The organism is Amycolatopsis sp. cg13 (assembly GCF_041346965.1).
Lineage (GTDB): Bacteria > Actinomycetota > Actinomycetes > Mycobacteriales > Pseudonocardiaceae > Amycolatopsis.
In genome coordinates this window covers 2,089,653-2,106,703 of sequence record NZ_CP166848.1, presented here as the reverse complement: position 1 = coordinate 2,106,703, position 17,051 = coordinate 2,089,653, and the positions used below count along the sequence as shown (strand labels likewise).

Genomic DNA, 17,051 nt, shown 5'->3' with positions numbered 1-17,051 from the left:
CGGCGTACCCGCTTCCGGCCAGGGCAAACCGCGGGCGGCGGAAGCGTCCGGTTTGCCCGGGAAGGCGAAGGGTAACCGGGCGGGCGAGCGCAATCGCCGGAAAACCTACGGAGGGAGCACGAGATGAGCAGGCTGCTGGTGGATCCGGAAAGCGCGACCGTCCCCTGTGGACAATGCGGCCGCGAGGCGGTGCACGTGGGCAGGCTGGTGCAGGAGGACGGGACGCCGGTCAGCCACGCGGTGGTGTGCACGGTGTGCCGCGCGCACCGGCCGGGGCCAGGTCTGGGGGAGACGCGACGTCCTCGCTGGCCGTGCTTTCGCGGCCCGTCGAACGCTGATCCAGGGCGGTGAAAGTCCGTGAAGGGCTCCTTGAGGAGATCAAGGCCAACGTCGGGGATTTGAGTGGGCGCGTTGGGCGCGGTGTCTTGGGCACGGTGGGTGCGGCGCCTTGAGCGGGCACGATAAGCGCGGCCGAGGTGCGTCTGCCCAGCCCGACGGCCGGGGCAGGGCCGTTGTACGTGAGGGGAGCCCTGAGGGAATCAGATTCCCTCAGGGTTCCCCTCACGTACGATCAGAACCAGGCAGATGGTGGCGAACCGGGCATTTTTCGGTTCTTTGCGTCCTTTGTGGACGCCCGGCGGCCGGTACGACTGCGCTGCTCAAGTCCCTGGCGGGGGAATGTGAGTTCCTCCAGGGGCCTTCGCGGATGGTGCGTTTCGGGTCAGGGTCTGAAACCGAAACCCCGGATCAGTCGATGCCCAGCACGGACTCCGCGGTGGTCCAGTTGGTGAGCATGGCGTGCTGCGCGTCGGCCAGCGTCGCTTTCCCCGCGCACACCGCCTTCTTCACCGCGTTCTCGACGGAATCCTTGCTGTAGGAGTTCTGGTCGCCGTCGTGCGGTTCGGGCCAGAGGTTCTTCGGGTCCTTCGGCGCGCCGCCCAGTTCGAGCGGCAGGAAGTGGTCCTCCTCGTAGGAGCTGAGCGAGGTGTCGGCGTAGCCGTAGTCGATGATGCCCTGCTTCTTGAGCTGGTTGGTGTAGGTCGTCGGCGGGCGGATGGTGGCGGTCCAGCCGGAGACGCAGATCGTGTCGTCGATGGTGTCCTGGGTGACGTCCGGGTTGGTCGCGCCGGGCGTGCAGGCCGGGTCGGGCAGCGGGAGATAGGACTGCGAGCACTTCGCGGCGAGCGGGTGCGAGACGTCGGCGTGCGCGGCCGGCGCGACCAAAGCGAGCGAACCGGCCAGAATGACGGCAGGCGCGGCGAAACGGGCAAGTCGGGACATGGAAATCTCCTCCTCGGGCACGGTCGCGCCAGCGTCCGCCGAGACCGGGTTATCGCGGTACCTACCTTCGAAGGAATGAGTGAAGAATTAACCGGGTGCTCAGCTTGCCGGGCGACAAAATGCACAAGGTGGACGTAAATCCGGGGTTGCGAACCGGCCTTCTTTCGGGATGATCAAGCGATTGCGGAGCAACCCGGTCAAGTGCGGGTGAACGGCCCAAAACGCCTTGATCCGCCAGCATTCGGGCCTACGGGGCAGCGCGGCCGGAGGGGCTCCCGGCGCTTGGAAAGGTTCTTCGAAACCGTTTCCGGTCGGTTTTTATGCGCCTTCCCGGAGAACTGGGGAATAAATGGTGAAATCGATTTCCGCTGGGCCGTTCGGTTGAAGGTTGCGGCGTGCCGGTATCTGTTCCCGACCGTTGTGCGACCTTTTTCGTGAACGCCGCCGGAATCGATCTTTTCGGACGGAATTCCCGGGGGTGAGCGATGGGCGAACGCGAAGGACCGCGATCCGGTGCGGGACGCGGCGAGGGAGCGGAAAGCGGTCCGGCGGGCGAAAACGCGCCCGCCGAACCGGAATCGGGGTACGAGATTCCGATCGGGATGCCGGTTCCGGCCGCCGAAATGGAGCGGCTGAAGGCGGCCGCGCGGCGGCACCGCGATCGGGAGGAGGAGGCCGACGCCCCGGCACGGGCCGGCGACGAGGCCGCGGAGGAAGAGGGTGATCACCGTGATGCCTGAAGCACAGGTGCTCGAGGGCCAAGCCGGCGAAACGGCCGGCGGCGCGTCGCGGGAGATGGCGGATCTGACGGTCGGCGAACTGCTCGCCGAACCGCCGTCGCCGGACCGGTCTCCGTTGTTCGCGCAACGGTTTCCGGTGCCGGTCGAGGAATACGACCAGCTGAAGACCGGGGCGCGGGAGCACAGCCCGGACGCGCTGGCGCCCGAGGACGCGCTCGGCGTGCAGCTCGACGAGGAAGCCGCGGCGGAGCTGTCGGAGGAAAACCCGCCGGAGGACGAGATCGTCGAGGGGCTGGCCCCGGCGGCGTCGGCGAGCTTCGAGGGGATTTCGCAGACCGCGTTCCGCCCGCCGGACTGCACGGTCGCGGTCGGCCCGAAACAGGTGATGGCGGCGGTCAACGTCGACCTCGTCGGCTACGACAAGACCGGCCTGCAACAGTTCCGGTGGGCGAACTTCACCGCGATGTTCAACCCGGTGCTGCCTGCCGGAGCACAGCTTTTCGACCCGAAACTCGCGTACGACCACTACAGCGGCCGGTGGATCGTCTGCATCGCCGCCCGGCGCGCGAACCCGCAGGGCTCCTGGATCATGCTCGGCGTCTCGCAGACCGGCGATCCCGCGGGCGGCTACTGGATCTGGAGCACCGACGCGACCGCGAACGGTTCCACGGCCAGCGGCAACTGGTCGGACTACCCGATGCTGGGCTTCGACTCCCAGGCGATTTACGTGTCCACCAACCAATTCGCCTTCGGCGGCGGGTTCGCCTACGCGAAACTCCGGATCTTCAACAAGGCGGAGCTCTACGGCGGCGGCGCGGGCGGGGGCCACACCATCCGCTGGTGGGACTTCTGGGGCCTGAAGAACCCGGACCGCAGCGCCGCGTTCTCCGTGCAGCCGTGCTGCCATTTCCAAGGCGTGGGCGGGAATCCGCGCGCTTACCTGGTGAACTCGCTGTTCCCGTCGGGGTCGAGCCTGACCCTGTGGACGCTGTCGAATCCGCTGGGCCTGTGGTCGGGCGGCGCACCGGCGCTCTCCGCGACCGCGATCAACTGCCGCAGCTACAACCTGCCGCCCGGCGCGGTGCAAAAGGACGGCGGGACAACGAGAATCGCCACGAACGACACCCGGTTGCTCAACGCGGTCTTCCAAGCGGCGGGCAGGACGCAGCGCTTGTGGACCACGCACACCTCCGCGTACAGCTGGCCAGGCGACTCCGAGGCGCGGTCTGTGGTGCAGTGGTACGAGATCGACGTGCCCAGCCACTCGATCACGCAGCAGGGCGCATTTGGTGCACCCCGCAAGCACTACTTTTTCCCGGTGATCCAGACCGACATTTCCCGCAACGCCCACGTGGCGTTCGGCCGGTCCGGGGACGACGAGTACGGCCACTTCCGCCAGACCGGCCGCCTCGTCACCGACCCGCCGGGCACGTTGCAGGGCAGCGCTTCGGTGATCGCCGGACAGAGCGCCTACACCGGCGGCAGATGGGGCGACTACTTCGGCATCGGCCGGGACCCGTCGGACTCCCGGACCGTGTGGAGCTACGGCGAATACGCCGGCGCGGGCAACACCTGGCGGACGCGCCTCAACGCGGCGAAGTACTGAGGGAGGCTCTCATGAACACTGCACAGAAGCTCCGCATCGCAGCCGAGGCCGGGCTTGCCGCGCTCAGCGCCGTCGCGCTGGTGCTGACGTTGACGGTTCCGGATTGGATCGAGCGCACGACCGGCGCTTCTCCCGACGGCGGGGGCGGAGAGGCTGAGTGGCTGCTGACAGCGGTCGCTTGCGCGGCGACGGTGTTGTTCGCCGGGTTGGCCGCGTGGGAGTGGCGGCGGTTGCGGACCGTGTGAGCGGTTGAGCGGGCACCGGTTTTCCGGCCGGTGCCCGTTTTAGCGCGGAAAGCCAGACGGGAATCTCGTGCCGCCCTAGGCTGGTCCGGTGACTGTCTTCGAGCCGTCGTCCGAGATTCGCCGAGCAGACGTTCCGATGTATCTGGTGGAAGACCCGCGCGCTCCAGCCGGACCCGGTTCCCGGAACACCTTCGGCGGCAGGCCGATCCTGCCCGCGGGCGAGGACTGGCCGGAGTGCTACTGCGGCGCGCGGATGGTGCTCTTCTTCCAGTTGGACGTCCCGCCGGACATCCCGCGGTTCGGCGGCGACCATCTGCTCGTGTTCCAGTGCCCGGTGCACAACGACGCGGCCTGCCTGCGGGAAGACCCGCAGCAGTTTCCGGAGCGCTACTGGGAAAAACCGCGGATTTGGGGGCACCCCGGCGCGTTCTGGCGGATCATGCTCCACCGGGACCCGACCGGTCCGGCTGCCGAGGAGGAACCGCATCTCCTCAGCCGCGAGCTGGTACTCCGCCCGGCGCCCGAGACGGAGACCGTGCGGCGGCCCGGCGAAACGCACCCCGGACTGAGTGTCGGCCGGGGCGGGTTCAAGGTCGGCGGCCTGCCGCGCTGGCAGCAGGATCCGGAAAGCCACCGCTGCGCGTGCGGCGCCGAGATGCTGTTCTTGTGCGGTCTGCCGGAGGACGTCGGCTTCCAGAGCCGCCCCGGTCAGCCTGAACAGCTGGACAGCTCCTATTCCTACGCCTACGTGCTGTTTCTCGGCAACGCCCTGTACTTGCTCGCCTGCCCGGAACACTGTCACCCGGCGGCGGTCTGGCCGGTGCTGCAGCACTGAGCCCGCCTGGCGTCATTCCTCATAGGTGATCGAGTACCGAGCCGCGACCGGATTGATCTTCACCGGGTCCACCGCGCCGTCCGTCAGCACCGCGGGCCCGGCCTCGAACAGATCCTCCAGGTAGTGCTCCCACCCGCCGGGCGAGGAGATCTGCAGCAACCGCGGCGCGGGGTCCGACGCCGCCCGCAGCGCGTGCGGAACCCCATGCGGCAGCAGCACGAACATCCCCTTCGTCGCGACATGCGTCTCGTCGGCGAAGTCGATGCCCAGTTCGCCTTCGAGGACGTAGATGCACTCGTCGGCCTCGTGGTGGACGTGACGCGGGATGTCGCGCGCCAGCGTCACCTCCAGCAGGGAAAACCGGGCCTCGGTGTCGCCCGCCATCGCCTTCACCGCGAACGCGGGCGGCAGCGGCACCCGGCCCGGGCGCGCCTCGCCGGGCTGCAGCAGCAGGAAACGGTCCTTCGTCATGGGGTATCCTCGCAAAAGTAGTGGAAGCGGAGTCCGTTTCCAGATTAACCGGAGGAGGGCGTCGGTTGTCAACGGAGCGCAAGCCGAGGGCGGACGCGGAACGCAACCGGGCCCGCGTGCTGGAGGCGGCCCGCGTGCTGCTCGCCGAGCACGACGACGTCCAGCTGCCGGAGATCGCGCGGGTCGCCGGAGTGGGCGTCGGGACGGTGTACCGGAATTTCCCGGACCGGCGGGCGCTCGTGGAAGCGTTGGCGGAGCAGCGGTTCGCCGAGATCGCGGAGTACGCGCGGAAGCGGTGCCTCGACGGGAAGTCCGGGGTCAACCGCTATCTGCGGCACGTCGGCGAGGTGCTGTCCGGGGACCGGGCGCTGTCGTCCGCCATCGAGGCGGCGCGCGGGACGGCGGGGAGCGAACCGCGCGGCGACGCTCTGGCGGTGCTGGAAACCGTGGTGGCGCAAGCGATCGCGGCGGATCAGGCGGCGGGGGTGCTTCGCCCGGATTGCACGGTCGGCGACGTGTACCTGCTCGTCGGCTGCCTGTCGTCGGTGGTCCGCACGGGGAGCGGGGACTGGCGGCGGTTTGTGGAGCTGGCTCTGGAGGGATTGCTGCCCCGGGACTAGTCGTAGTCCGCCAAGCGCATCAGGTAAGAGTTGAGTTCGCCGCTGTCGTGCATCGCGATCAGCACGGCGGCCATCTTCCGCACGCCGGGTTCGCGGACGATCAGCCCGTCCGGCACGGCGAAATAGCTGCCGCCAGCGCACTCGCCGGTGCTTTCCCAGCGGCGCATGATCCGGTCGACCTCGTCGAGGGTGAACATCGTCGCGCTCCACCGGGAACCGTCGGGGTAGCGGACCTCGACGTCGACGTTGTCCACCTCGTCGGGTTCCTCGCCGCCGCCGACGAGGAACATCGCATCGAACGCCGACGTCCGGAAGACGTAGTACGAAGAGTCCCAGCGGTCGGACAGAATTTCGGTCCCCACGGCGAAAAGCCTAGCGGGCCGTCCCGGAAACGGAGCGGCCCGCTGGCTCCGAAATCAGGCGAGGTCCTCCAGCGGAACCTCGGGGTCGGCCAGCCGCTCCGGGTCCACTGCCTTGCCGGAGCGGATGAGCGCCTTGATCGGATCCGTGACGTCCCAGACGTTGACGTTCATCCCGGCCAGCACGCGGTTTTCCTTGAGCCAGAAGGCGATGAACTCGCGCCCGGCCACGTCGCCGCGGAAGACGACGCGGTCGTGGCCCTCGATGGTGCCGAGGTATTCCATGCCGAGGTCGTACTGGTCGGTGAAGAAGTACGGCAATTCGTCGTACGACTCCTCCTTGCCGAGCATTCCGGCCGCGGCCACGGCGGGCTGGTTGAGCGCGTTCGCCCAGTGCTCGACGCGCAGGTGCTTGCCCAGGAACGGGTGGTAGGCGTTCGCGACGTCGCCCGCGGCGAAGATGTCCGGGTCGCTCGTGCGCAGGCTCGCGTCGGTCACCACGCCGTTGTCGACGCGGAGGCCGGCCGCCTCGGCCAGTTCGACGTTCGGCTTGGCACCGATCCCGGCGAGCACGGCGTCCGCTTCGAGGACGCTGCCGTCGCCGAGGCGGATCCGCTTGCCCTGGCCGCCGTTGGAGATGTGCTCGACCTGGACGCCGAGCCGCAGGTCGACGCCGTGCGCGCGGTGCAGGTCGGCGAACACCGGCGCGACCTCCGGGCCCAGCGCGGTGATCAGCGGCAGGTCGAGCGCCTCGACGACGGTGACCTCCACTCCGGCCTGGCGCGCGGCGGCGGTCGCTTCGAGGCCGATCCAGCCGCCGCCGACGACCACCAGCTTGGCTGCGGTGCCGAACAGTTCGCGGAGCCGGTCGGAGTCCTCGATCCGGCGCAGGTAGTGGATCCCCGCGGTGTCCGGCAGCACGCGCGGGCTCGCGCCGGTGGCCAGCAGGAGCTTGTCGTAGCCGAGGCTGGTGCCGTCGTCGAGGGTCACCTGCTTCTCGTCCCGCGCGATCGCCGTCGCCTTGACGCCCTGGCGCAGCTCGACGTTCTTCTCGGCGTACCACGCGGCGTCGTGCACCTGGAAGCTCTCGGCCTCCGCGTTGCCCGCGAGGTAGTCCTTCGACAGCGGCGGCCGCTCGTAGGGCAGGTGCCGCTCGTCGCCGACGATGGTGATCTTCCCGTCGAAACCCTTGTCGCGCAACGCTTCCGCGGCCTTGGCTCCGGCCAGCCCGGCTCCGATGATGACGAACGACGAGGTCACTGACGAACTCCTTCGATGCGGGGACGACGGGAGTACTTATATCACTAGCGAAGTTTGGTCTTATTCGGGAGCGCGGTCAAGTTCCCCTGATCAGAGGTACCCAAATGAGACAGCGCCTACCCAGAAGGGTGTTACCTCGCTGCTCAGCCGTACCCGCCGCCGGTGTAGCCGCCCCCGCTGTACCCGCCGGTGCCCGACGGCGCGGTGCTGGGTGCGGCCGCATTGGTGATCGCGGTGCCGCCCGGCGAGACCATCCACCACAGCCCGCCGCTGAGGTTCAGGCCCTGGCCGTTGGTCTGGCCAGGGGAGTGGTCGCCGCTGTAGCGGTACAGCGGATGTCCGCCGAGCGTTTCCTGCTTGGACCCGTCCTGCCGGGTGATCGAGCCGAGGCTGCCCTGGGCGGGTCCGGTGAGCTGGGTGCCCGCCTTGACCGGGGGCCAGTAGCTCGCGCAGCTCGCGGTGCAGACGGACTGGCCGTCGTGGTCCGCGGCGAACAGGTAGATCGTGTCGCCGTTGCTGTCGGTCAAATGCGTCGGCGCCGCGGGCGGTGCGGCCGTGGTCCCGCTGCTCCCGTTGGCGCCGCTGTAAGTGCCGCCACCGCACGCCGCAGCGAACAAGCCCGCCGCGGCCAGTGCGGCAGCTAGTCCGAAAGTTCTTGGAGTTGCCCGAATTTTGACCTTCATCCCAGCCTCCAGCCGTGCGTGGGTGACGCTCTTCCCTCGACACGCGGCTGGCGCCGGAACGGTTCAGTCCGATTTGGCGAGCGTCACAGCGTCTGGACGGGAGGAACCCCGGCACGTACGGTATGGCAAGCCTTACCTTAGTCACTCTCCGAGGAGGACCCATGCCAGAGCGTGTGCTCGACCGGGCCGTCCCGTTCGTGCTCGGCCTGTTCCGCATCGTCGTAGGCCTGCTCTTCGCGGCCCACGGCGCGGCGGCGCTGTTCGGGATTTTCGGCGGCGGCCCGAAGGGCGGAACCGTCGCCGCCGGCATGTGGCCGTCCTGGTACGCGGCGGTGATCCAGTTGGCGGGCGGCCTCTTGGTGGCCTTCGGGGTGGGCACCCGGATCGCGGCGCTGGTCGCGTCGGGCTCGATGGCGTACGCGTACTTCGTCGTCCACCAGCCGGACGGGTTGCTGCCGCTGCAGAACCACGGCGAGCCCGCGGCGATGTTCTGCTGGGCCTTCTTGTTGCTGGCCTTCACCGGGCCGGGTGCGCTCGCGGTTGACGCGTTGTTCCGGAAGGGGCCGGACGAGGCTCGCGGCGCGCGACCGCTGGGTGTCGTGGCGAGCGGCACGGTTCCGGCTAATTCCGGAGCGCGCGACTAGGGCGGGTGCGAAAGGCGCGCGTTCGGCCGGTTGCGATCCGCCGAACGCGCGCCTTCGTTCACCTCAGTTGCCGGTGAAGAAGATCCCGGTCGCCCACACCGTGCCAAAGCTGTCGCTGGTCGCGCCGCGGTAGAAGGGGTGGGTGTGTCCTTGGTTGTCCCGCAAGTAGCCCTCGTAGCTGTCCGAGTGCACCGCATAGACGCCCGGGAGGTCCATCCAGCCTTCGGCGGAGCTCCGGTCACCGTCCCAGACGTAGCAGTAGGAGTGGCCGGAGTTGCCGAAATAGACCCGGACGACGCTCGAGAGGTTGCACGAGGAGTTCACGACCTTGGCGTCGGCCGGGGTCGTCGCAGCGAGGACGCCGACGGTGGCGAGGATGGCTCCGGTTGCGAGTTTTCGGGAAAGCTTCATGTGTCTCCCCTGAGGATGTGTGCGACGGCCCGTATCTGGGCCGTCGCGGGAGACCGAAGCTAAGAGCCGCCGTCCTAGATTCGTCCTAGATCCGTTCCCTGAGCGCGGGGGAGCCGGTCAGACGGTGCTCGCGGCGCGCGACCACTGGGCAGCAAGCCGTGCAGCCTCCTGCGCACGATCCAAGTCAACCCCGGCGCGCGCGACCAGCCGGAGCCGGGAGATGCCGTCCGGGACGCTGGGCGGGCGGAAGCAGCCGACGACGATGTCCCGTTCGTACAGCAGGTTCGCGGCGGCGACAGCCTGCTCCGGCGAGTCCGCGGGAATCGACTGCACCGCACCAGGAGCCCGCGAAACCCCTGCGGCGTCGGCGATCGCGACGGCAGCGCGATGCAGATCCTCGACCCGCGAAGGCTCGGCCGCGATGATCCGGCACGCTTCCGCCGCGCTCGCGGCAGCAGCGGGGGCGAGGCCGGTGTCGAAGATGAACGTCCGCGCGGTGTTGACCAGATGTTCGCGCAGCAGCGGCGATCCCAGCACCGCGCCGCCCTGTGCGCCCAAGGCCTTCGACAAGGTGGCGGTGACCGCGACGTGCGGCGCGCCCGCGAGACCGGCCGCGTGCACCGCACCCCGGCCGTTGCCCGCGACACCGATGCCGTGCGCTTCGTCCACCACCAGGAACGCGTCGTATTCAGCGCACAATGCCGCGGTGCGAACAAGATCCGTCGCGTCGCCGAGCACCGAATAGATCGACTCGACCACCACGATCGCCCGATCCTGGCACCGGTCGCGCAGCAGCTGCGCGAGCGCGTCCAGATCGCCGTGCGGGCAGATCGCGACGGGGGAGCGGGAGAGCCGCGCGCCGTCGATCAGCGACGCGTGGATGTGCGCGTCGGTGATCAGCAGCGTGTCCGGCGAGCCGAGCGCGGTGATGACGCCGATGTTCGCCGTGTAGCCGCTGGAAAATCCGAGCGCCGCCGGTTGCCCGGTGAGGTCGGACAGTTCGCGTTCCAGTTCCGTGTGACACGGCGTGGTGCCGGTGACGACTCGCGACGCGCCCGCGCCCACGCCGTACTTCTCGACGGCTTGGACGGCGGCCGCACTTAGTCGCGGATCGGTGCTGAGACTCAGATAATCGTTCGACGCGAGGTCCACTGTGGACGCTTGAGGATGCCGTCGATCATCGGTCCGCCGGACGAGACCGGCGACGTGCCGGTCCCGTTCGGCGGAGGTCAGCCAGTCGTGCATCGACACCATGGCGGTCACGCGTTGGGCGCGGCGGCGGTGCCCGCGCCGCGTTCCCGCAGGGACGGGGCGGAGTGCTCGGCCTGCTGCTGTTCGCCCGCGCCGAGGACCTCGAATCCGGCGTCGGCGATCATCTCCAGGTCGGCCTTCGCGGCCTGGCCCTCGCTGGTGAGGTAGTCGCCGAGGAACAGCGAGTTCACCACGTGCAGCGCGATCGGCTGCAGCGACCGCAGGTGCATCTCGCGACCGCCGGCCATCCGGACTTCCTTTGCCGGGCAAGCGAATCGCGCCAGCGCGAGGATGCGAAGCGCGCGCAGCGGGTTCAGCTCCCAGGTCCCGGCGAGCGGCGTGCCCTCGAACGGCATCAGGAAGTTGACCGGGATCGAATCGCTGTCGATGTCGCGCAGCGCGAAGATCGCGTCGATGAGCTCGTCGTCGGTCTCGCCCATGCCGACGATCAGGCCGGAGCACGCGGAAAGCCCGGCGGACTTGGCCTTCTCGACGGTGTCGACGCGGTCGTCGTATCCGTGCGTCGTGCAGATCTCGGAGTACCGCGACTCGCTCGTGTTGAGGTTGTGGTTGTAGGCGTCGACGCCGGCTTCGCGCAGCTTCTCGGCCTGGCCGTCCTTGAGCAGCCCGAGGCACGCGCACACCTCCACGTCGGCGTGCGCGGACTTCACCGCCTCGACGGCCTGGGCCACGCGGTCGACGTCGCGGTCGCTCGGCCCGCGCCCGCTCGCGACCAGGCACACCCGCGACGCGCCGCCCTGGACGCCCGCGCTCGCCTGGCGCGCCGTTTCCTCGGCGGACAGCCACGAGTACTTGAGGATCTGCGCGGACGACCCGAGCCGCTGCGAGCAGTACCCGCAGTCCTCGGGGCACAGGCCCGATTTCAGGTTGACGAGGTAGTTGACCTTGACCCGGTTGCCGAAGTGCGCGCGCCGCAGCCGCCCGGCCGCCGCGACCAGGCCGAGCACGTCCTCGTCCGGGCATTCCAGCACCGCGCGGGCGTCAGTTCGGTCGAGTACGCCGCCGGCCAGCTGCCGGTCGGCCAGGTCGTCGAAGGTTTTGAACACCTATCAAATCCTAGGCGGCCGCTCGGCCGGAAGCAAGCGGCAGGCAGAATGAGAGGGGTGAAGGTGACGCGAGACCAGATCGTCGACCGGGCGTACGAGCTGCTGCGGGAGGCGGGGCTGAGCAGCCTGTCGATGCGGCGGGTGGCCCTCGACCTGGGGGTTCAGCCGGGCGCGCTGTACTACCACGTCGCCAACAAACAGGAGCTGCTCGCCGTCGTCGCCGCGCGGATCCTGAAGGGCCTGCCAGGGGTGGCGAAGGACCCGCGCGACGCGGCTGAGGGCTTCCGCTCGGCGTTGCTGCAAGTCCGCGACGGCGCCGAGGTGGTGTCGTTCGTGCAGGCCTACCGGCCGGATCTGCTGGTGCCCACGCACGCGCTGCGCAAGCTGTTCACCGGGAAGTTCGACGAGCGGCGCGCGGAGTGGGCGGCGCGGACGGTTGTCCATTATGTACTCGGCTTCGTCTCGGAGGAGCAGAACCACGCGGAGCTGGTGCGTGCGGGGATTGTCGAGGAGGATCCGGCGCACAGCGGGGATTCGGACGAGGCGTTCGGGTTCGGGATCGACGCGATCCTGAGCGGACTGTCGTGAGAACCGCACCCCGAAAGTCCTCTTCGGACCGGGTGAGTTGCTGAAGCCCGTCGTCGACATTCTGAAGTGCGTCAAGGGACTACGCTGGTCCGGTACCCGGCATTCGTGGAGGAGCGCCCCGTTGTCGCCATCGTCCGGCCTGGTGTCGCGGATGGAACGGCACCAGGTCGTCGTTTACCTCGGCGCGCTCGCCGTCGGTGCGTTGGCCGGCTGGCTGGCCCCGGCGGCCGGACCGGTTCTGGAACCGGCGATCAACCCCGTGCTGGCGGCACTGTTGTACGTCACGTTCCTGCAGGTGCCCGCCGCCGAACTGGGCCGTTCCCTGCGCGACGGCCGGTTCCTCGGCGCCGCGCTGACGGTCAACTTCGTCGTCGTGCCGCTGGTCGTCGCGGCGATGTTCGTCTTCTTCCCAGCCGGGCAGGCGCTGCGGCTGGGCATGCTGCTCGTGCTGCTGGCCCCGTGCGTCGACTACGTGATCGTCTTCAGCGGCCTGGCCGGAGGCAGCAGCCGCCGTCTGCTGGCCGCGACGCCGTTGCTGCTGCTCGCCCAGATGGTCCTGCTGCCCGGGTTCTTGTTCCTCTTCCTGGGCGCGGACCTGGCGCAAACCGTGCGGGTCGAGCCGTTCCTCGAAGCGTTCCTCGTGCTGATCGTCCTCCCGCTGGCGCTGGCCTGGCTCACCCAAGCCTGGGCAGCCCGGCACGAGGCCGGCCGCCGGTTCGCCGACGCGGCCGGGACCGCCATGGTGCCGCTGATGGCCGCGACGCTGGTGACGGTCGTCGCGTCGCAAACCCCCAAGCTCCACGGCGGACTCGGCCCGGTCGCGTCGGTGGTGCCGTTCTACGTGGTGTTCCTGGTGGTGATGGCGTTCGCCGGACTCGGTGTCGCGCGGCTGTTCCGGTTGGACGTTCCGGCCGGACGGGCGATCGTCTTCACCGGGGCTACGCGGAACTCGCTGGTGGTGCTCCCGCTGGCGCTGGCGCTGCCGGACGGGTTCGCGGTCGCGCCGGTCGCGGTGGTGGCGCAGACGTTGGTCGAGGTGGTCGGAATGGTGTGTTACGTGCGGTTGGTGCCTCGGTTATCGCGCTAGCTGTGTTTTTGGCGCCGACTTCGTCGTCGCGGGCGGGATCGCTTTTATGCCGACGTTTGGGGGCTGCCCGGCGTGACGGGCCTTCGGCCTATCACGCCGGGCAGCCCCCAAACGTCGGCGCGATCCCGCATGGTGGTCGAGTTTGGGGGGGAGGGGTTCAGCGGCCGGTGGAGCCGTCGATTAGTTCGCGGAGGATGTCGGCGTGGCCGGCGTGCCGGGCGGTTTCCTCGATCATGTGGGTGAGCGCCCAGCGGACGCTCGGGCCGTCGCGGCCTAGCATCGGGGCGGCTGGATCCGGGCAACCGTCGAGAAGTTCGTTGGCGCGCTTCACTGTTTCCCGGTAGCGAGTGACGACGTCGGCGACGTTGTCCTTGGTACGGAAGGTCGACGGCCAGTTTGTCACTGTTTCGCCGAGAAACACGGACCGTTCCACGAAAGTCAGATGATTGAGCAGTCCGAGCAGATTCGTCCCGGACGGAACCGCGGCCGCGTGGGCCTCGGGGTTCGGCGCGCCGTCGACCTTAGCGGCGACCGAAGTGCGGAGATAGTCGAGAAATCCGCGCAGGACTTCGGTTTCGCTGCTTCCGGTGCGGGGCGGCGGGGTGTCGCGGCGGCGAGGCACAGGGGTTCTCCTTGGGATCAGTCAGCGCGGCGGATGAGCAGGACATGGTCGACGACCTCGGCGGTCTGGCCGTCCGGTCCGGTCGCGACGCGGGCGGGGGAGCCGGCGCGTTCGACGGTCCACCCGGCCGGATCGAGGGCGAGGTCCGCGGCGATTTCCGCGGGGCCGGGGAAATGCGCGTCCGGGTCCTGGTTCCACGACCACGGCGCGCTCGAACCGTGGTCCACGATCAGCAACCGGCCGCCTGGGCGCAGGGCGTGCGCGGCGGTGCGCAGGACCGTGGCCCGGTCCAGTTCGAAAGGGGTCTGCAGGTAGTGCGCCGTCACGAGGTCGAAGTCGCCGGGCGGGAAGCTGACCCGCAGGTCGTGCCGCACGGCGGTGATCCGCGCGCCGGAAAGGCGGTTGACCGCGACGGCCGAGATGTCGGTGGCGGTCACGTTCCAGCCGCGGGCGGCGAGCCAGCGTGCGTCGCCGCCGTTGCCGCAGCCCAGGTCGAGTGCATCGCCAGGCGGGAGGTCGGCGACGCACTCGACCAGCCGGGCGTTCGGCCGCGGGTCCGCGGGCGGCCGGGCGGCGTGGACTTCGTCCCAGAACAGGGTCGCGTCGGTGGTCATCGGTCGGCTCCTCGGGTCGGGGTGCGTCCAGGGTCGCCGGAGCCGCATCCGGAGGGCGAGCGATCTTGCCGGAACGGCAATTCCCACCTGCTGGACAGCGCCGGGCAAGATCGTTTCGCCGGTACTGTCGGACGCGAACGGCCGGAAAACGAGGAGCTGTCATGAAAATCGGCGCCATCGACATCGTCCCGGTCCTCGACGGCATCGCCCGGCTGCCGCTGGCCGGCACGGTGGTCCACGCCCGGGGCGCGCGATGGGAATGCCGCCATCAGCCGGTGTCCGCCGACGGCCGGATCCGGATGGACGTCGGCTCCTTCCTCCTCCCGCTGGGCGAGCGGACGGTGCTGGTCGACGCCGGGACCGGGCCGGGCTTCGAGCACGACGGCTTCGCCACCGGCGGCCTCCTCGACAACCTGCGCCGTGCCGGGGTCGCGCCCGAGGACGTCACCGATGTGGTCTTCACTCATCTGCACGTCGACCACGTCGGCTGGTCGACCGTGCGCGACGAAGCCGTCTTCCCCCGCGCGACATTCCGCATGCACGCCGCCGATTGGGCATACTTCACGACCGGCGACACCGCGGATCCTGCTGTGCGGCAGACGTTCGCGCCGATCACCGGCCAGGTCGAAACCTTCGACGAAGAAACCGAACTGGCGCCCGGGCTGATCGCGCGCCCCGCGCCCGGCCACACGCCCGGATCGACGGTGTTCGTGGTCAGCGACGCCGGTGAACGCGCCTTGCTGCTCGGCGACGTCCTGCACACGGTGGCCGAACTGACCGACCCGGAATGGGAAGGCATGTTCGATGTGGACCGCGCCGCGGCGACCGCGATGCGACAGCGGCTCGCGGCCGAACTCGAAGCGTCCGGCGATGTTTTCGCTCCCGCGCACTTTCCGGAATTGGCCTTCGGGCGGCTGATCAGCGCCGATGGGATCCGGCAGTTCGCTTGGGTTTGAACGGAAATGCGCTCGGGGCCGCCGGGTTGTCAGCCGTCGCTGTGGTTTCCCTCGGCTGTGTGCAAGGCTGTCGCGTTCCGCTGGGTAGAACCCGCGCGCACGGGAGGCGAGGTTTGCCCTGGCGCCGAGCAGATCCGGCAGTTCACCGGGGCTTAAAGGGAAATGCCCTCGCCGTACGCCGCCCGGTCACCCGCCGTCGCGCCGGGGCGGCGTTTCCCGGGACCACGTGCACGGCTGCCGCGTCCCGCCCAGCAGGACCAGCACATCCGGGCTCACCCCGGCGCGCACCCGGGAAGCGAGTTCCGGCGAGGTTTGCCCGAGTGCCGAGTAGACCGCGCGGACCAGGCATCTCGCCGCGTGCGGGGAACGCCTGGTACGCAACGAGATCTCCATCAGGAGGGCCTCCCGGTCGCACGTGCGGCCCCGGCTCGGCACGACGATGCCCAGCCGGGATTGCTCGGCCAGAGGAAGACATCGCAGCAGGCTGTCGACGACGCAGTCGATCGCGAGCCGGTTCCGTTCCGTGCTGTTTCGGCGAGGCCCCGGCAGAATTTCCTTCCGCACCAGCATGGGACCATCAACTCCTTGGCGCAGAGTAGCCGATCCGCCTCGCGGGGTGGCGTTCCTGTTCCATGCGCCGGAAAACGAACCGGTCGCGGTCCATTGTGGACTCATAGCCGAGCTTAGCCGGGCGAGCCGGACAAAACGGCGAGCCGGTCGAGGGAGTCGCGCAGGCGCGCGGGCACGTCGCCGCCGCGCTGACCGGCCGGAACCGACAGGTGCAGGGTCGCGTGGCTCGTGCCCGCCGCACCGGACGCGACCTGGAGCCAGCCGCCGCTCCATTCCAGCCGGAGCCGGTCGCCGTGCCCGGCCGGGGGCGCGGCGGCCGGCTCCGGCAGCCAATCGTTCAGGTGCGCGGCATCAGCGGCGACGGCGTACACGTGTTCCGCCGGCGCGGGCATCCGCCGCTCGGCTTCGAACTCGGTCATGATCTCGGCTACCCGTTCCGCGGCGCCGCGAAACGAGAGAGTCCATAGTGGACGGTCGCGGGCCGTGGCCGGCGGGCAGGTCACACCACGGTGCTCAGGACGGCGTCGAGATCGGCCGGGGTGCCCAGGGTCCGGAGTTCCGGCGGCGCGAGACAGCCGATCCGGTGGTCGTCGTCGCGCACCGCGGCCGCGAACTCGGCGACGCGGGACGCGGGCGGGGCGACCGACGGCCCGCCCAGGTAGCGGATGACGATGAGGTCCTCGCCGGAATGCGTTTCGACGGCGGCGGCCCAGCCGTGGATCTCGTCCCACAGCAGGGCGACGTCGCGGCCGGGGTAGGCGGGCAGGTGGCCGTCGAGGGCGACGTAGGCCGACACCGGGGTGTCGTGGTCGACCGTGCAGGACTCGAGGCCGATGCCCAGGGTGCCGGTGACGTCGGCGAGGTAGTTCCACAATCGCACCAGCGCGGGGTGCGACGGGCTGGTCTGGGCGGTGTGCAGCGGCATGGACACGGGGACAACGCCTTTCTCGCGCGAAGGGCTGGCGCGGAGCAGGGGTGGCCTGTTCCGCGCGAGGGACCGCGTGGGGTTCTCCGGCTGACCGCCGGAACGCGCCCTGGCGGGCGGTCCGGACCTGATTCCCGGTGAAGGGGCCTGGGAAACCTGGGAAGCGCGGCGAATCGGTCCGCGCGACCGGCCGGTCATCCGGAGTCACCTCCACCG

23 protein-coding genes are annotated in these 17,051 nt (G+C 69.6%); 10 read left to right on the top strand and 13 right to left on the bottom strand.

The genetic code is table 11. The features are described from left to right. The first annotated feature begins 123 nt into the window (after nt 1-123). On the top strand, nt 124-351 hold the full coding sequence (locus AB5I40_RS09360) for a hypothetical protein (protein WP_370938047.1): 228 nt from the start codon (nt 124-126) through the stop codon (nt 349-351). A 396-nt stretch (nt 352-747) separates the two neighbouring features. Here the strand turns inward: AB5I40_RS09360 and AB5I40_RS09355 are convergent, their stop codons facing one another. After that, nucleotides 748-1,281 (bottom strand): hypothetical protein, encoded by a 534-nt coding sequence (locus tag AB5I40_RS09355; RefSeq protein WP_370938046.1) that lies wholly within the window; start codon nt 1,279-1,281, stop codon nt 748-750. 485 nt (nt 1,282-1,766) lie between these two features. On the opposite strand from AB5I40_RS09355, the gene AB5I40_RS09350 reads away from it, so the two are divergent. The 4 genes from AB5I40_RS09350 to AB5I40_RS09335 all read left to right on the top strand — a co-directional run bounded on the left by AB5I40_RS09350 (nt 1,767) and on the right by AB5I40_RS09335 (nt 4,707). After that, complete coding sequence (locus tag AB5I40_RS09350) at nt 1,767-2,021, top strand: hypothetical protein (RefSeq protein WP_370938045.1); 255 nt, start codon at nt 1,767-1,769, stop codon at nt 2,019-2,021. Next, entirely contained in the window at nt 2,014-3,627 is a 1,614-nt protein-coding gene (locus AB5I40_RS09345; RefSeq protein WP_370938044.1) for a hypothetical protein, read from the top strand. Before AB5I40_RS09350 ends, AB5I40_RS09345 begins: the two co-directional genes overlap by 8 nt. 11 nt (nt 3,628-3,638) lie before the next feature. Then, complete coding sequence (locus AB5I40_RS09340) at nt 3,639-3,872, top strand: hypothetical protein (RefSeq protein ID WP_370938043.1); 234 nt, start codon at nt 3,639-3,641, stop codon at nt 3,870-3,872. Nucleotides 3,873-3,960: 88 nt separating this feature from the next. Continuing rightward, nucleotides 3,961-4,707 (top strand): hypothetical protein, encoded by a 747-nt coding sequence (locus AB5I40_RS09335; protein ID WP_370938042.1) that lies wholly within the window; start codon nt 3,961-3,963, stop codon nt 4,705-4,707. A 12-nt stretch (nt 4,708-4,719) separates the two neighbouring features. Here AB5I40_RS09335 and AB5I40_RS09330 read toward each other — a convergent pair whose 3' ends face one another. Then, nucleotides 4,720-5,178, bottom strand: a complete 459-nt coding sequence (locus AB5I40_RS09330) for a cupin domain-containing protein (RefSeq protein ID WP_370938041.1) — start codon at nt 5,176-5,178, stop codon at nt 4,720-4,722. A 65-nt stretch (nt 5,179-5,243) separates the two neighbouring features. Here AB5I40_RS09330 and AB5I40_RS09325 point away from each other — a divergent pair, with 65 nt between their 5' ends. Then, entirely contained in the window at nt 5,244-5,798 is a 555-nt protein-coding gene (locus AB5I40_RS09325; RefSeq protein ID WP_370938040.1) for a TetR/AcrR family transcriptional regulator, read from the top strand. Here AB5I40_RS09325 and AB5I40_RS09320 read toward each other — a convergent pair. From AB5I40_RS09320 to AB5I40_RS09310, 3 genes are all read right to left on the bottom strand, one after another. Continuing rightward, nucleotides 5,795-6,160, bottom strand: a complete 366-nt coding sequence (locus tag AB5I40_RS09320; protein WP_370938039.1) for a hypothetical protein — start codon at nt 6,158-6,160, stop codon at nt 5,795-5,797. The genes AB5I40_RS09325 and AB5I40_RS09320 overlap by 4 nt on opposite strands. A gap of 54 nt (nt 6,161-6,214) precedes the next feature. After that, a complete protein-coding gene (locus AB5I40_RS09315) occupies nt 6,215-7,417 on the bottom strand; it encodes an NAD(P)/FAD-dependent oxidoreductase (RefSeq protein ID WP_370938038.1) in 1,203 nt (400 codons plus the stop codon). Between the two features lie 143 nt (nt 7,418-7,560). Next, the gene (locus tag AB5I40_RS09310; RefSeq protein ID WP_370938037.1) at nt 7,561-8,100 is read right to left on the bottom strand and encodes a hypothetical protein; all 540 of its coding nucleotides are present in this window, start codon (nt 8,098-8,100) and stop codon (nt 7,561-7,563) included. 161 nt (nt 8,101-8,261) lie between these two features. On the opposite strand from AB5I40_RS09310, the gene AB5I40_RS09305 reads away from it, so the two are divergent. After that, on the top strand, nt 8,262-8,744 hold the full coding sequence (locus tag AB5I40_RS09305) for a DoxX family protein (RefSeq protein WP_370938036.1): 483 nt from the start codon (nt 8,262-8,264) through the stop codon (nt 8,742-8,744). Between the two features lie 63 nt (nt 8,745-8,807). Here the strand turns inward: AB5I40_RS09305 and AB5I40_RS09300 are convergent, their stop codons facing one another. The 3 genes from AB5I40_RS09300 to bioB all read right to left on the bottom strand — a co-directional run bounded on the left by AB5I40_RS09300 (nt 8,808) and on the right by bioB (nt 11,473). Further along, entirely contained in the window at nt 8,808-9,155 is a 348-nt protein-coding gene (locus AB5I40_RS09300; RefSeq protein WP_370938035.1) for a hypothetical protein, read from the bottom strand. A gap of 117 nt (nt 9,156-9,272) precedes the next feature. Further along, a complete protein-coding gene (locus tag AB5I40_RS09295; protein WP_370940483.1) occupies nt 9,273-10,409 on the bottom strand; it encodes an 8-amino-7-oxononanoate synthase in 1,137 nt (378 codons plus the stop codon). A gap of 5 nt (nt 10,410-10,414) precedes the next feature. Further along, on the bottom strand, nt 10,415-11,473 hold the full coding sequence (gene bioB / locus AB5I40_RS09290) for a biotin synthase BioB (RefSeq protein ID WP_370938034.1): 1,059 nt from the start codon (nt 11,471-11,473) through the stop codon (nt 10,415-10,417). Between the two features lie 48 nt (nt 11,474-11,521). Here bioB and AB5I40_RS09285 point away from each other — a divergent pair, with 48 nt between their 5' ends. Next, nucleotides 11,522-12,061: a TetR family transcriptional regulator gene (locus AB5I40_RS09285; protein WP_370938033.1), complete on the top strand. Its 540-nt coding sequence runs from the start codon at nt 11,522-11,524 to the stop codon at nt 12,059-12,061. A gap of 151 nt (nt 12,062-12,212) precedes the next feature. Beyond that, nucleotides 12,213-13,148, top strand: a complete 936-nt coding sequence (locus AB5I40_RS09280) for a bile acid:sodium symporter (protein WP_370940482.1) — start codon at nt 12,213-12,215, stop codon at nt 13,146-13,148. Between the two features lie 157 nt (nt 13,149-13,305). On the opposite strand, the gene AB5I40_RS09275 is transcribed toward AB5I40_RS09280, so the two are convergent. Together AB5I40_RS09275 and AB5I40_RS09270 are read right to left on the bottom strand one after the other, a co-directional pair. After that, nucleotides 13,306-13,770 carry a DinB family protein gene (locus AB5I40_RS09275; protein WP_370938032.1) on the bottom strand — a complete coding sequence of 155 codons (465 nt, stop codon included), beginning with the start codon at nt 13,768-13,770 and terminating at the stop codon, nt 13,306-13,308. Nucleotides 13,771-13,787: 17 nt separating this feature from the next. Next, nucleotides 13,788-14,384 carry a class I SAM-dependent methyltransferase gene (locus AB5I40_RS09270; RefSeq protein ID WP_370938031.1) on the bottom strand — a complete coding sequence of 199 codons (597 nt, stop codon included), beginning with the start codon at nt 14,382-14,384 and terminating at the stop codon, nt 13,788-13,790. 161 nt (nt 14,385-14,545) lie between these two features. Here AB5I40_RS09270 and AB5I40_RS09265 point away from each other — a divergent pair, with 161 nt between their 5' ends. Further along, complete coding sequence (locus AB5I40_RS09265) at nt 14,546-15,340, top strand: MBL fold metallo-hydrolase (RefSeq protein WP_370938030.1); 795 nt, start codon at nt 14,546-14,548, stop codon at nt 15,338-15,340. A 186-nt stretch (nt 15,341-15,526) separates the two neighbouring features. Here AB5I40_RS09265 and AB5I40_RS09260 read toward each other — a convergent pair whose 3' ends face one another. From AB5I40_RS09260 to AB5I40_RS09250, 3 genes are all read right to left on the bottom strand, one after another. Continuing rightward, a complete protein-coding gene (locus AB5I40_RS09260) occupies nt 15,527-15,910 on the bottom strand; it encodes a DUF2267 domain-containing protein (RefSeq protein WP_370938029.1) in 384 nt (127 codons plus the stop codon). A gap of 113 nt (nt 15,911-16,023) precedes the next feature. Next, entirely contained in the window at nt 16,024-16,329 is a 306-nt protein-coding gene (locus AB5I40_RS09255) for an SRPBCC family protein (protein ID WP_370938028.1), read from the bottom strand. An 80-nt stretch (nt 16,330-16,409) separates the two neighbouring features. Beyond that, nucleotides 16,410-16,835, bottom strand: coding sequence for a DUF6292 family protein (locus AB5I40_RS09250; protein ID WP_370940481.1), 426 nt, complete (start codon nt 16,833-16,835; stop codon nt 16,410-16,412). Nucleotides 16,836-17,051 lie beyond the last annotated feature (216 nt).

What these genes read in the sequence shown, in the direction of transcription:
- AB5I40_RS09360 (WP_370938047.1), top strand. Translation starts at nt 124, where the DNA reads ATGAGCAGGCTGCTGGTGGATCCGGAAAGCGCGACCGTCCCCTGTGGA.
- AB5I40_RS09355 (WP_370938046.1), bottom strand. Translation starts at nt 1,281, where the DNA reads ATGTCCCGACTTGCCCGTTTCGCCGCGCCTGCCGTCATTCTGGCCGGT.
- AB5I40_RS09350 (WP_370938045.1), top strand. Translation starts at nt 1,767, where the DNA reads ATGGGCGAACGCGAAGGACCGCGATCCGGTGCGGGACGCGGCGAGGGA.
- AB5I40_RS09345 (WP_370938044.1), top strand. Translation starts at nt 2,014, where the DNA reads ATGCCTGAAGCACAGGTGCTCGAGGGCCAAGCCGGCGAAACGGCCGGC.
- AB5I40_RS09340 (WP_370938043.1), top strand. Translation starts at nt 3,639, where the DNA reads ATGAACACTGCACAGAAGCTCCGCATCGCAGCCGAGGCCGGGCTTGCC.
- AB5I40_RS09330 (WP_370938041.1), bottom strand. Translation starts at nt 5,178, where the DNA reads ATGACGAAGGACCGTTTCCTGCTGCTGCAGCCCGGCGAGGCGCGCCCG.
- AB5I40_RS09310 (WP_370938037.1), bottom strand. Translation starts at nt 8,100, where the DNA reads ATGAAGGTCAAAATTCGGGCAACTCCAAGAACTTTCGGACTAGCTGCC.
- AB5I40_RS09305 (WP_370938036.1), top strand. Translation starts at nt 8,262, where the DNA reads ATGCCAGAGCGTGTGCTCGACCGGGCCGTCCCGTTCGTGCTCGGCCTG.
- AB5I40_RS09300 (WP_370938035.1), bottom strand. Translation starts at nt 9,155, where the DNA reads ATGAAGCTTTCCCGAAAACTCGCAACCGGAGCCATCCTCGCCACCGTC.
- AB5I40_RS09295 (WP_370940483.1), bottom strand. Translation starts at nt 10,409, where the DNA reads ATGGTGTCGATGCACGACTGGCTGACCTCCGCCGAACGGGACCGGCAC.
- AB5I40_RS09285 (WP_370938033.1), top strand. Translation starts at nt 11,522, where the DNA reads ATGAGAGGGGTGAAGGTGACGCGAGACCAGATCGTCGACCGGGCGTAC.
- AB5I40_RS09280 (WP_370940482.1), top strand. Translation starts at nt 12,213, where the DNA reads ATGGAACGGCACCAGGTCGTCGTTTACCTCGGCGCGCTCGCCGTCGGT.
- AB5I40_RS09270 (WP_370938031.1), bottom strand. Translation starts at nt 14,384, where the DNA reads ATGACCACCGACGCGACCCTGTTCTGGGACGAAGTCCACGCCGCCCGG.
- AB5I40_RS09265 (WP_370938030.1), top strand. Translation starts at nt 14,546, where the DNA reads ATGAAAATCGGCGCCATCGACATCGTCCCGGTCCTCGACGGCATCGCC.
- AB5I40_RS09260 (WP_370938029.1), bottom strand. Translation starts at nt 15,910, where the DNA reads ATGCTGGTGCGGAAGGAAATTCTGCCGGGGCCTCGCCGAAACAGCACG.
- AB5I40_RS09255 (WP_370938028.1), bottom strand. Translation starts at nt 16,329, where the DNA reads ATGACCGAGTTCGAAGCCGAGCGGCGGATGCCCGCGCCGGCGGAACAC.
- AB5I40_RS09250 (WP_370940481.1), bottom strand. Translation starts at nt 16,835, where the DNA reads ATGCCGCTGCACACCGCCCAGACCAGCCCGTCGCACCCCGCGCTGGTG.